Annotated in this window: 13 protein-coding genes; 6 read left to right on the top strand and 7 right to left on the bottom strand. The window is 67.8% G+C overall.

The window, feature by feature from the left end; translation table 11 throughout:
- Window positions 1–114: 114 nt before the first annotated feature.
- Window positions 115–1986, bottom strand: a complete 1872-nt coding sequence (htpG, locus tag ACFCQI_RS00485; protein ID WP_395119340.1) for a molecular chaperone HtpG — start codon at window positions 1984–1986, stop codon at window positions 115–117.
- A 181-nt stretch (window positions 1987–2167) separates the two neighbouring features.
- Here htpG and gluQRS point away from each other — a divergent pair, with 181 nt between their 5' ends.
- Window positions 2168–3034, top strand: coding sequence for a tRNA glutamyl-Q(34) synthetase GluQRS (gene gluQRS, locus ACFCQI_RS00490; RefSeq protein ID WP_395119342.1), 867 nt, complete (start codon window positions 2168–2170; stop codon window positions 3032–3034).
- A gap of 106 nt (window positions 3035–3140) precedes the next feature.
- Window positions 3141–3881, top strand: a complete 741-nt coding sequence (locus ACFCQI_RS00495) for a beta-ketoacyl-ACP reductase (protein WP_395119344.1) — start codon at window positions 3141–3143, stop codon at window positions 3879–3881.
- Window positions 3882–3958: 77 nt separating this feature from the next.
- Here the strand turns inward: ACFCQI_RS00495 and ACFCQI_RS00500 are convergent, their stop codons facing one another.
- Window positions 3959–4753, bottom strand: a complete 795-nt coding sequence (locus ACFCQI_RS00500) for a ThiF family adenylyltransferase (protein WP_395119346.1) — start codon at window positions 4751–4753, stop codon at window positions 3959–3961.
- A gap of 143 nt (window positions 4754–4896) precedes the next feature.
- On the opposite strand from ACFCQI_RS00500, the gene ACFCQI_RS00505 reads away from it, so the two are divergent.
- Complete coding sequence (locus tag ACFCQI_RS00505; RefSeq protein ID WP_395119348.1) at window positions 4897–5286, top strand: cytochrome c; 390 nt, start codon at window positions 4897–4899, stop codon at window positions 5284–5286.
- A gap of 13 nt (window positions 5287–5299) precedes the next feature.
- Here ACFCQI_RS00505 and ACFCQI_RS00510 read toward each other — a convergent pair whose 3' ends face one another.
- The 4 genes from ACFCQI_RS00510 to ACFCQI_RS00525 form a co-directional block, all read right to left on the bottom strand.
- Window positions 5300–5602 (bottom strand): Mpo1-like protein, encoded by a 303-nt coding sequence (locus ACFCQI_RS00510; RefSeq protein WP_395119350.1) that lies wholly within the window; start codon window positions 5600–5602, stop codon window positions 5300–5302.
- Between the two features lie 44 nt (window positions 5603–5646).
- Complete coding sequence (locus ACFCQI_RS00515; RefSeq protein WP_395119352.1) at window positions 5647–6708, bottom strand: NADH:flavin oxidoreductase/NADH oxidase; 1062 nt, start codon at window positions 6706–6708, stop codon at window positions 5647–5649.
- 51 nt (window positions 6709–6759) lie between these two features.
- Complete coding sequence (locus tag ACFCQI_RS00520; RefSeq protein WP_395119354.1) at window positions 6760–7677, bottom strand: alpha/beta fold hydrolase; 918 nt, start codon at window positions 7675–7677, stop codon at window positions 6760–6762.
- An 84-nt stretch (window positions 7678–7761) separates the two neighbouring features.
- Entirely contained in the window at window positions 7762–7971 is a 210-nt protein-coding gene (locus ACFCQI_RS00525; RefSeq protein ID WP_395119356.1) for a cold-shock protein, read from the bottom strand.
- Between the two features lie 395 nt (window positions 7972–8366).
- On the opposite strand from ACFCQI_RS00525, the gene ACFCQI_RS00530 reads away from it, so the two are divergent.
- The gene (locus tag ACFCQI_RS00530; RefSeq protein ID WP_395119358.1) at window positions 8367–8816 is read left to right on the top strand and encodes a hypothetical protein; all 450 of its coding nucleotides are present in this window, start codon (window positions 8367–8369) and stop codon (window positions 8814–8816) included.
- A gap of 9 nt (window positions 8817–8825) precedes the next feature.
- On the opposite strand, the gene ACFCQI_RS00535 is transcribed toward ACFCQI_RS00530, so the two are convergent.
- The gene (locus ACFCQI_RS00535) at window positions 8826–10088 is read right to left on the bottom strand and encodes a winged helix-turn-helix domain-containing protein (protein ID WP_395119360.1); all 1263 of its coding nucleotides are present in this window, start codon (window positions 10086–10088) and stop codon (window positions 8826–8828) included.
- Between the two features lie 151 nt (window positions 10089–10239).
- Here ACFCQI_RS00535 and ACFCQI_RS00540 point away from each other — a divergent pair, with 151 nt between their 5' ends.
- On the top strand, window positions 10240–10590 hold the full coding sequence (locus ACFCQI_RS00540; protein ID WP_395119362.1) for a hypothetical protein: 351 nt from the start codon (window positions 10240–10242) through the stop codon (window positions 10588–10590).
- Between the two features lie 106 nt (window positions 10591–10696).
- The gene (locus tag ACFCQI_RS00545) at window positions 10697–11782 is read left to right on the top strand and encodes a phospholipase A (RefSeq protein WP_395119364.1); all 1086 of its coding nucleotides are present in this window, start codon (window positions 10697–10699) and stop codon (window positions 11780–11782) included.
- The last annotated feature ends 92 nt before the right edge of the window (window positions 11783–11874 follow it).

Consider the following 11874-nt stretch of genomic DNA (forward strand, 5'->3'; position numbering starts at 1 on the left):
TACAACCATAGCACTTGGTGATATGGTTTTCATCTGCCCGTGGAGTCCTCGCATCAGTCAAAAAAGAAGCCCGCCATCGGCGGGCTTCTTTAGGCCAACGAGGTATCCCGTGCCCTACCCCAGCAACACCCGGTTCATCCGCTGCACGAATGCGGCGGGGTCCGGCAGCTGCGCACCGGCGGAAATCTCCGCCTGCTCCAGCAGCAGCGTAGCGAGATCGCGCGCCTTGTCCTCATCGGCCTCGTTCTCCACACGCTTGACCAGCGCGTGCGCCGGGTTGATCTCCAGCGTCGGCTTGCTCTCGGGCATGTCCTGCCCGGCTTCGCGCAGCAGACGCGCCAGGTGCGGGGCCATTTCGTAATCGGAGAGCGCCAGGCACGACGGCGAATCGGTCAGGCGGGCGGACACTTTCACCTCGCCCACGCGATCGCCGAGCAGGTCCTTGAGCTTCTTCAGCAGCGGCTCGGCCTCTTTCGTGGCCTCTTCCTGCTTTTTCTTGTCGGCCTCGTCCAGCGGTACCTCGCCCTTGGCCACGCTCTTGAGCTTCTTGCCCTCGTACTCGCTCAGGGAGCCGATCATCCATTCGTCGATGCGGTCGGACATCAGCAGCACCTCGATGTCCTTGGCCTTGAACGCTTCCAGCTGCGGGCTGCCGGCGGCGGCCTTGTAGCTGTCGGCGGTGATGTACCAGATCGCGTCCTGGCCGACGGCCATGCGGCTGATGTAGTCGTCCAGCGAGACGTTCTGTGCGGTGCCCTCGCCCCTGGTCGAGGCGAAGCGCAGCAGCTTGGCGATGCGCTCGCGGTTGTTGGCGTCTTCGCTGATGCCTTCCTTGAGCGTATTGCCGAAGGCCTTGTAGAAGGTCGCGAACTTCTCCGGCTCGTCGCGGGCGAGCTTCTCGATCAGGTCGAGCACGCGCTTGACGCAAGCCGCCTTGATGCGGTCGACCTGACGGTTGTGCTGCAGGATTTCGCGGCTGACGTTGAGCGGCAGGTCGTCGGCATCGACCACGCCGCGCACGAAGCGCAGGTAGTTCGGCAGCAGCTCTTCGGCGGCGTCCATGATGAAGACGCGCTTGATGTAGAGCTTCAGGCCCTTGCGCTCGTCGCGGCCGCCCATCATCAGGTCGAACGGCGGCTGCGCGGGAATGTAGAGCAGCGTGGTGAAACTCTGGCTGCCCTCGACGCGGTTGTGCGTCCACGCCAGCGGGTCGTTGAAATCGTGGCCGAGCGACTTGTAGAAGCTCTGGTAGTCCTCGTCGGAAATGTCCGATTTCGGCTTGGTCCACAGTGCGGAGGCCGCGTTGATGCTCTCGAACTCGTCGGTGGGCTTGCCGTCCTTTTCCACCGGCATGCGGATCGGGAACGCCACGTGGTCGGAGTACTTGCGGATCAGCGATTTCAGCTGCCAGCCCTTGAGGAAGTCGTCCTCGTCGGCCTTCAGGTGCAGGATCACCGCGGTGCCGCGTTCGGCCTGCTCGACCGCTTCCAGCGAGTACTCGCCCTTGCCGTCGCTCTCCCACTTCACGCCCTCGGCCGCGGGTGCGTCCGCGCGCCGGGTCACCACGGTGACCTTGTCGGCCACCACGAAGGCGGAATAGAAACCCACGCCGAACTGGCCGATCAGGCGGGCGTCGGCCTTCTGCTCGCCGCTCATCGCCTCCAGGAAACGGCGCGTGCCCGAGCTGGCGATGGTGCCGATGTTGGCCACCACCTCGTCGCGGCTCATGCCGATGCCGTTGTCGCGCACGGTGACGGTGCGCGCCTCCGGGTCCCAGTTGATGTCGATGTGCAGCTCGCTGTCGCCGGCCAGGAGTCCGGGCTTGGCGATCGACTCGAAGCGCAGCTTGTCGCAGGCGTCGGAGGCGTTGGAGATCAGCTCGCGCAGGAAGATCTCCTTGTGCGAGTACAGCGAGTGGGTGACCAGGCGCAGGACCTGGGCAACTTCGGCTTCGAACTGGCGAGTTTCGGCGACAGGCGCATTCATGGGCGGATTCAACTCCATGGCAAATGAAAATGGTGGGTCGTCGCCTCCTCGGGCATGACCGGCGGACCGACCCCGCACGATCCCCGCACCGGTGGAACCGGTCATGGAAACGCGACAACTGGCCCCGAGATTCGGGCAGCCGGCCGCGGTTTCAAGGCCGGGCGGCCGATAAAATGGCCCGATGACGTACCGCGGACGCTTCGCCCCTTCGCCCACCGGGCAACTGCACTTCGGCTCGCTGGTGGCCGCGGTGGGCAGCTGGCTGTGCGCCCGCCACGCCGGCGGCGAATGGCTGGTGCGGATGGAGGATATCGACCCCCCGCGCGAGGTGCCCGGCGCTGCCGCCGACATCCTCGCCGCGCTGCCCGCGTTCGGCCTGGTGGCGGATGCGCCGGTGCTGTTCCAGTCGCAGCGCACCGCCGCCTACGACGAGGCGTTCGCAGCGTTGCGCGCGGCCGACCTGGTATTTCCCTGCACCTGCAGCCGAAGCCAGCTCGCCGCCAGCGGCGGCATCCATCGCGACGGCCGCTGCATCGACGGCAGTCACGCCGATCGCGAGCCGGCGTGGCGGCTGCGCGTGAACGATGTGGAGATCGGGTTCGACGACGCCCTGCTGGGGCCGCAACGCGAGCGGTTGCGCGAAACCGTGGGCGATTTCGTGATCCGCCGCGCCGACGGTTTCTATTCCTACCAGCTGGCCTGCGTGGTGGACGACGCCTTCCAGGGCATCACCGAGGTGGTGCGGGGCCAGGACCTGCTCGACTCCACCGCGCGGCAGATCTGGCTGCAGCGCTGCCTGGGCCTGACCACGCCGGCGTATCGACACCTGCCCCTGGTGCATGACAAGGCCGGCAACAAGCTGTCGAAATCCTCCCACGCCTGGCCGCTCGACCCCGGCGAGCCCACGCCGGCGCTGCGCCGCGCACTCGCTTTCCTCGGGCAGGCATTGCCGGACCGGCCGGTGGACGCAGACGCCCTGCTGGCCCACGCGCTGACCAGCTTCGACCCCGCCCGATTGCCGCATTGCAGCGGTAGTTCCCCCGACTGATCGGCTATAACTGGACGGCCGTTCACGCCGTTTTGCACGAGCAGTGCAGGCGCGCGACAACGGCAACATTCGCGTGCTTGACTTGGGCAAACAGGAGATCGACGGCATGACCCAGCGTACGGCTTTGGTTACCGGGGGAACCGGGGGCATCGGCAGCGCCATCGTGCGCCATCTGGCGAAACAGGGTCACAAGGTCGCCACCAATTATCGCGACGAGGCCAAGACCGCCGCCTGGCGCGAAGCGATGGCGCAGGAGGGCATCGAGGTGTGCACGGTGCGCGGTGATGTGTCCGATCCCGAATCCTGCGCGGCGATGGTGCGGGCGATCGAGGAAAAATGCGGTCCGGTGGACATCCTGGTCAACAACGCCGGCATTACCCGCGACACCACCTTCCACAAGATGAACTATCAGCAGTGGACGGACGTGATCAACACCAACCTCAACTCCTGCTTCAACGTCACCCGCGCGGTGATCGAGGGCATGCGCGCGCGCAAGTGGGGCCGCATCGTGCAGATCAGCTCGATCAACGGCCAGAAGGGCCAGTACGGCCAGGCGAACTACGCCGCGGCCAAGGCCGGCATGCACGGTTTCACCATCTCGCTGGCGCAGGAAAACGCCAAGTTCGGCATCACCGTCAACACCGTCTCGCCCGGCTACGTCGCCACCGACATGGTGATGGCCGTGCCGGCGGAAGTGCGCGCCAAGATCGAGGCGCAGATCCCGCTCGGCCGGCTCGGCCGGCCGGAGGAGATCGCCCACGCCGTGGCCTTCCTCACCGGCGAGGAAACCGGCTGGATGACCGGCGCCAACCTGGCGATCAATGGCGGCCAGTACATGGGGTGGTGAAAGAGCAGGAGTGATAGAAGAGGAGTGAGAAGTGAGAGAGGAGCCCCTGCTTTCTCTCTTTCCCCACTCCTCTGCACTCACTTCTCACCTTTCCCCAGGAGCTTCTCGATCACCTTGCCCACCGCCGCAAAGGCGAACGCGCCGGTGACGTGGGTGGCCGCGCCCAGGCCGCCGCCGCAGGCGAGGTTCATGGAATCGCCGCCCGGCGGTCGGGTGCCGCAGACAGTGCCGTCGGGTTGCGGGTACTGCACGTTCTGCAGCGAATAGACGGCTGAAACGCCGAAGTAGCGATCGGGGTTGCGCGGGAAATTGAAATCCGCACGGAGCTTCTTGCGGATCAGGCTGAACATTGCGTCGTGCTCCGTGCGCGACAGGTCGCGCACGCGGATCTGGGTGGGGTCGGTGCGGCCGCCCGCTGAGCCCACGCTGACGATCGGAAGCTTGCGCCGGCGGCACCAGGCGATCGTTTCCAGCTTCACCCGGAACGCGTCGCAGGCATCGAGCACCACGTCGTAGCCGCGGTCGAGCAGCTCGTCCAGCGTGGCCGGGGTGAGGAAGCGCTCGATCGCCTCCAGCCGGATCGCCGGGTTGATCGCATGCGCGCGCGCCGCCATCACGCCCACTTTCGACTTGCCGTATTCGCCGTCCAGCGCGTGCAGCTGGCGATTGGTGTTGGACACGCAGACCTCGTCGGCGTCGATCAGGGTGAGCCGGCCCACGCCGCTGCGCGCCAGCGCCTCGACCGCCCACGAGCCGACGCCGCCCACGCCGATCACGCAGACATGCTTCTGCGCCAGCATGCCCACGCTGCCCTGCCCGAACAACCGCTCGACGCCGGCGAAGCGCTCGACCGGCACGGCTACCTCGTTCATGGCATACCCGCGCGAAGCGGCGGCGGCAGGAAAACGGTCACGGCGAGCACCCTGGCGAAAACGGTCATTTTATCGCGCCGGCTTGGCCTCGCGGCAGTCGCGCAGGCTATGCTTGCGCTTATCCCTCGAAATGGAGCGGCTCCATGCGTGTTGCCCTGATGATCCTGCTCGGCCTGGTGATTGGCATCATCGGTACCGTCAACGTGATGAACGTGCTGAGCGAGCGCAATCCGATGCCCGCAGCGGTGATGCATACGCTCGGCTATCACGTGGGCGAATTGAAAGGCGCGATCAAGGCCAACCAGTGCGAGGCGGCGAAGGTCCAGCATCACCTGGCCCGGCTCGAATCCACCGCCAGCGACATCACGCCGGTGTTCGGCATGAACGACAAGGATTTCGCCGACCACGCCAGCCAGCTGCAGGACCGCCTGCACCAGGCCGTGGCAGCGGCGCCGGCGACCTGCACCGCGCTGGCCGCCGTGCTCAAGCCGGTGGGCGAGAGCTGCAAGAGCTGCCACGACAAATATCGCTGATCGCGGGCGCCGCTCAGAAGCGGATCTTGCCGCGCAGCATCTGCGCGTACATCACCCAGTCGCCGGCAAGGCTGTACAGCGGGTGCTTGAACGTGGCCGGGCGGTTTTTCTCGAACGCGTAGTGGCCCAGCCAGGCGAAGCCGTAGCCGGCCACCGGCACCAGCCACAGCCAGCGCCACTGGCCGCTCGCCACGGCCAGCACCAGTACCGCGAGCACCAGCGTGCTGCCGATGAAATGCATTCGGCGGCAGCTGCGATTGGCGTGCTCGCCGAGATAGAACGGATAGAACTCGGCAAAACTGCGAAAGGTCGACATGCTGCTGCTCCGCGAGCGGGCGCCCTGATTCCGCCCCGCCACATTTACCAGGCGCGTTGATATTGCACCGGTGCGTCGATCGACGCACCCAGCTGCGCTGCCGCGCGGCGGGGAAAATAGGGATCGCGCAGGCTCTCGCGGGCGATCAGCACCACGTCGGCGTCGCCGTTGGCGATGATCTGCGCGGCCTGCTCCGCGCCGGTGATCAGGCCCACCGCACCGGTGGCGATCCCGGCCTCGCGGCGGATTTGCGCCGCGAACGGTACCTGGTAACCCGGCGCCAGCGGAATCTTCACGTGCGGCAGCAAGCCGCCGCTGGAGACGTCGATCAGGTCCACGCCCAGGGGCTTCATCTGGCGCGCCAGTTCCACGCTCTGCCCGATGTCCCAGCCGCCGGCATCCGCCCAGTCGGTAGCCGAGACGCGCAGCCACAACGGCAGTGCGGCCGGCCACACCTCGCGCACGGCGACGACCACCTCGCGCACCAGACGGATGCGATTCTCGAAGCTGCCGCCGTAAGCATCGTCGCGCAGGTTGCTCAGCGGCGACAGGAACTGATGCAGCAGGTAGCCGTGCGCCGCATGCACCTCGATCAACTCGAAACCCGCTGCCAGCGCGCGTTGCGCGGCGGCGCGAAAGTCCGCGATCACCGCCTGGATACCGGCCTCGTCCAGCGCCTGCGGCGCCGGCCAGCCGGCAGCGAACGGCAGCGCCGAAGGCGCGACGGTAAGCCAGTCGCCCTGCCCCGCCGGCACGGGGCCGTGCCCGTCCCACGGCCGCAGCGTGCTGGCCTTGCGCCCGGCGTGAGCCAACTGCATGCCGGCAATCGCGCCCTGCGCCTTGATGAAACGGGTGATCGGCTGCCATGCCTGCAACTGGGCGTCGTTCCACAGGCCGGTGTCCTGCGGCGAGATGCGCCCCTGCGCGGACACCGCCGAAGCCTCGGCGATCACCAGCGCCGCGCCGCCGACCGCGCGGCTGCCCAGGTGCACCATGTGCCAGTCATTGGGCACGCCGTCGGTGGCCGAGTATTCGCACATCGGCGACACCGCGAGGCGGTTGCGCAAGGTCAGGCTGCGTTGGGCAAGCGGATCGAACAGGTTCATGGAAAATCCAGCGTCACGGAACGGTCGAGATGCAGACGGCGACGCCGGGAATCAAGCCGCCGTGTCGCCGCGCGCGACGAAAGTCGCATCCGCCTCGGCCAACCAGCCGGCGATGCGCGCGGCGACCGGCGCCGGCGCCTTCATCCAGCCGAAATGGTCGGCCGGCGTGCCATCCAGGTCGTCGCGCAAGATCGTCTCCACGCGACGCGCGGCCGGACCGAGCTTGCCCAGCAGCCATGCCAGCGAGGCCGGCGGACCGAGCCAGTCCTGCTGCAGTCGCAACGCCAGCACCGGCAGTTGCAGCGCGGCCAGCAAGCGCTCGAAATCCTGCGTCATGCCGGCCACCGCATAGCGGCCGCTGCGGCCGCTGCGTGCCCAGTCGGCGATCACGCCGCGCGCCTCGTTGCCGCCGAAACCGATCCGCCGCCCGGGCAGATGGCCGACCAGCGCAGCCAGCCAGGGCGCCAGCGCATAAGCGGCACCAATCAGCCAGCCGTGCCGGAACCGCCGCCAGTACGGCGCGCCACTGGCGACCAGCACCACGCCGGCGAAATCGTGCGGATGCAGGCTGGCGTAAAGCAGTCCGAGCTGGCCGCCGAGGCTGTGGCCGCCCAGCCAGCAGCGCGCCTGCGGCCAGCGCTGGCGCACCGCCGCCATGCCGGCGGGCAAGTCGTCCTCCAGCAATTGACGGTAACCCCAGTTGCAATCGCGGCCGGCGCGCCGATCGCTGGAGCCGATGCCGCGCCATTCATGCAACACCACGGCGACGCCGGCCACCGCCAGCGCTTGGGCCAGCGGCAGGTAATGCCGCGCCGGCATGCCCATCGCCGGCATCCAGTACAACAACTGCTGCCAGCGACCGGCCGGAAGCGTGGCCAGCAGCTCGCAGCGCGCGCCGTCGGCGGCGGTGACCGGGATGACCAGCGACTCGGTCGCGACAGGGGCGTTCTGGATGAAATGGTCGGGCATCCCGACAGGCTAGCGAATTGCCCGCGCCACTACAAAAAGAGGCCGGCTTGCGCCGGCCTCCTCAAGCAGACCTCGCCACCGTCATCAGACGGGGGTGACGTCTTCGGCCTGCAGGCCTTTCTGGCCGTCGACCACCTTGAAGGTCACCTTCTGTCCTTCCTGCAGGCTCTTGAATCCCGAACCAGTGATGGCGCGGAAATGCACGAACACGTCGGGGCCGCTTTCACGGCTGATGAAGCCGAAGCCCTTGGCGTCGTTGAACCACTTGACTGTACCCGTTTCACGATCCGACATGACTCACACTCCGATCCAATCCAGACTCTATCGACTAACCGGCCACAGGGGGGCCGACGGTTTACTGAGCATGCCAAGGTCGGGTGCAACGGACGGATTCAGGAAATCCCCAGTGGGCACTCACGCCGCCAAGCAGACGCAGCGATTCAAGCATAACGGATTTTTGGAAGAAAAGTGATTTGTCAAGCGGCTCGTCGTGACAGCCGTCCCGACAGCCGAAATCCGTTGCCGATCCGCGCCCCTGGCGGGCCGGGGCGGGCTCGCCGACAACCGACCCCTGCCGACCCCGGCGCGCGGGTTTCAGGTTTTCTTTACTTCACTTGCGGTTTAGTTGATTCGTTCGACCTTCCGCCAGACCGGGTGCCTGCGGCCTGCCCAATGCACAGGAGAGCATCATGACCACCCCGTTCCGCCTGGCCCTGGCCGCCACGGCCGCCACCTTGCTTCTCGCCGGCTGCGCCAGCGACACCGGGACCCGGCCGACACCGGCCGCCTCGTCCCACGCCACCACCCGCTCGACCGCTCCGCCGGCACCCGCCCAGCGCTCCAGCCACCACGCCGCCGCGCCTGGCGACGCGAACCTGCCGGAACAGACCGGCATCCCCGCCTGCGACGACTACCTGTCCAGCTACCTCGCCTGCCACCGTGCGGCCGGCATCTTCTCGGCCGAACAGCTGCCGCTGCGTTACGAGGCGATGCGCACCAACTTGCTGCGCGATTCGCAGAACCCGGATGTCCGTCCGCAACTGGGCGAGCGCTGCAACTCGCTGGCGCGCAGCCTGCGCGAGGCGCTGCATGGCAAGTCCTGCAGCCCCAACCCGGCCCCGGCGGGCAGCACGCCGTAGGCAGGGCGCCTAAGCCAGTCGACGCAGCTCGGTGCGCAGCGACCGGGCGAAGGCGGCCGGTCGCGAGCGGACCACCCGCACCTGCGGCGTGCCATGCCAGCGCGCGGTATCGAGGATGGCTTGTGCCAGTTCCGCCAGCAGGCGCGGCTCGATCGCCACACCGGGTTCGAGTTCGATCGACTTGACCTCGAACAGGCCATCGCCGCGATGCGCCTTGGCGTCGAGCCGCCCGACCAGCCGGCCGCGATGCAGGATCGGCAGCACGAAGTAGCCGTAGCGCCGTCGCGCGGCCGGGACGTAGCATTCCAGGCTGTAGTCGAAATCGAACATCGCGCGCAGCCGCGTGCGGTCCCACACCAGCGGATCGAACGGCGACAGCAGTGCCGTGCGCGTGGCGCGCAGCCGCCCGCCCAGCGCCCGTTCCAGCAGGTCGGCGTGATCGCGATGCACGTAGCCGGGAGTCGCCCAGCCCTGTACCGCCACGGCCAGCAGTTCGCCGCTGGCCAGCAGCGGCGCGAGTTCGGCAGCGCCAACGCGGGGCTTGAGCCGGTGGTAGTCGGCGATCCACGCGGCCGGCGCCACGCCCAGTGCGCGCACGCCGTCGAGGACGAAGCGGCGACGCAGCGCGGCGGCCGGGAGCGTGGCCACCCGCGGATCGGGCGGCGGGTCGAGTTGCGCCAGCACCCGTTCGCTCAAGTCGTACACGCGCTGGAAGCGCTCGCGCCGCAGCACCATCAGTTCACCCAGGGCGAACCACGCCTCCAGCCAGCGCTTCTCCGGCTTCCACTCCCACCAGCCCGAGCTGGCCGCGCCCTGCTCGCGGGCAAAATCCGCCGCGCGCACCGGGCCCTCGGCGCGAATCCGCTCGAGCAGGCCGTCCATCCCGCTGCGCTGTTCGCGATGCATGCGTGCGGCGTGTCGGTGCGCCCAGTGTCCACCGCGCTGGTCGCTCCACGCACGGTGCCACGGCAGATCGGCGGCGCTGACGAAGCAGGCCTCGTGCGCCCAGGTTTCGGCCAGCTTGCCTTCGGCCAGCGCCTCGTCCAGCCAGGCCATCGGGTAATCACCCAACCGCGCGTGCAGTACCAGGTACGGGCTGCGCGCCACCACGTGGATGGTGTCGATCTGCAGCAAGCCCATGCGCTCGATGGCGGCCACCACGTCGGCGCGCCGGGCGCGTCGCCGGCTGGCCTGCAGCAAGCCCTGGGCCGCCAGTTGCAACAGGCGCGCCTGGGCAAGGCTGAGGGTGGGCGAAGCTGAAGCCCGGCTCAATGGCGTGTCGCCGTTGCCCGCATCGGCGGGCGATCTTGAGCGGACATATACACATCCCTTGCTAGGGTCGAGAGGAGTTCGGGTGCGGCGGCATGCGCGACCGGACCCCCGTGTTTTTTCGGACACTCATTCTGGCATGGAGGATTCCATCATGAACTTCCGCACTCCCCTGTACGGCTGCCTGTTGGCCGGCGGGTTGTTGTTCGCCGGCGCGAGCCTGGCGCAGGACACCCCTGCCCCGGCCGCTTCCGCCACCGCCACCGATACCGCCACGTTCAACACGCCGCAGGGTGAGGTCGTGGTCAAAAGCGCACCGGCTCCGGCGCCGACGATCGCCCCGGCGCCCTCGTTCCAGCAGTTGGCGGCGGGCGGCAAGGGCATCACCGAGGAACAGGCCTCGGCCTATCCTCCGCTGGCCAACGACTTCCTAAACGCGGACAGCAACAAGAATGGCAAGGTCAGCGAAGCGGAATACGCACGCTGGGTGAAGCAGCTGCATTGAACACGCGGACGCGATGCCCGTGAATCGTGCATTCACGGGCATCGGATAAACTTGCCGGCCTGAATCGACGGCCGGCATGGCGCTCGCCGCGCATCGGAAAGACATCATGAAACTCCCGCTCGTCGCAGCCTGCGCGGCATGGGCCTGCGTGGCTGCTGCCACGGCGCATGCACAGAATCCCGACCCGATGGACATCCGCGGCTGCACCGCGATCGAGAGCGATGCGCAGCGGCTGGCCTGCTACGACCAGGCCACCGGCCGGGTCAACCTGCCGGTGGCGCAGAAGCGCACGGTGCAGGCGGCCGGCGGCGAAGTGTTCGGCCACGACCATCCCGGCACACCCGCGGCCGGCCCCGGCAACAGCGAGGTGGCCGTGCCGCTGTCGCTGCTCGACAGCCGCTGGGAGCTGGCGCCGGAAAGCAAACTGGGCACCTTCAACGTACGCGGCTACAAGCCGGTCTACGTGCTGCCCATCTTCGCCAGCAGCAACCAGAACAACCAGCCGCACAGCCCCAACCCCGACAACGACGCCACCGGCAGCGAGCGGCTGGACAACATCGAGGCGAAGTTCCAGCTGAGCCTCAAGGCCAAGGTGTGGCAAGGCGTGTTCGGCGACGCCGGCGACCTGTGGGTGGGCTATACCCAGTCGTCGCGGTGGCAGGTCTACAACTCCACCCTGTCGCGCCCGTTTCGCGAGACGGACTACGAGCCCGAGGCGATGCTGATGTTCGACACCAGCTACCACGTGCTTGGCTGGGAGGGACGCCTGCTCGGCATCGGCTTCAACCACCAGTCCAACGGCCGCGGGCTGCCGTTGTCGCGCAGCTGGAACCGACTGATCGCCAACGTCGGCTTCGAACGCGAGGGCTGGACGGTGATGATCCGCCCGTGGTGGCGCATTCCCGAATCGCGAAGCATCGACGACAACCCCGACATCAGCGATTACGTGGGGCGCGGCGAGGTGGAGATCGTGCACGAGTGGAACGGCCAGGAATTCGGCCTGACCTTGCGCGACTCGTTCCGCGGCGGCAGCCGCCAGCACGGATCGTTGCGCTTCGGGTGGAGCTTTCCGATCGCCGGCAACCTGCGCGGCTACGCCGAACTGTTCAAGGGCTACGGCGAGAGCCTGATCGACTACAACCACAACGCCACCTACCTCGGCGTGGGCGTGTCGTTGCTGGACTGGTACTGACGCGCGACGCGTTGCCGGCGGGCTTCAACGCTCGCCGGCGACGCCGTTGCGTTCACCAATGCACTGGCGCATCGGGGCACGATTGCCCTGGT

The organism is Rhodanobacter sp. FW102-FHT14D06, assembly GCF_043950705.1.
In the GTDB taxonomy this organism is placed as follows: domain Bacteria; phylum Pseudomonadota; class Gammaproteobacteria; order Xanthomonadales; family Rhodanobacteraceae; genus Rhodanobacter.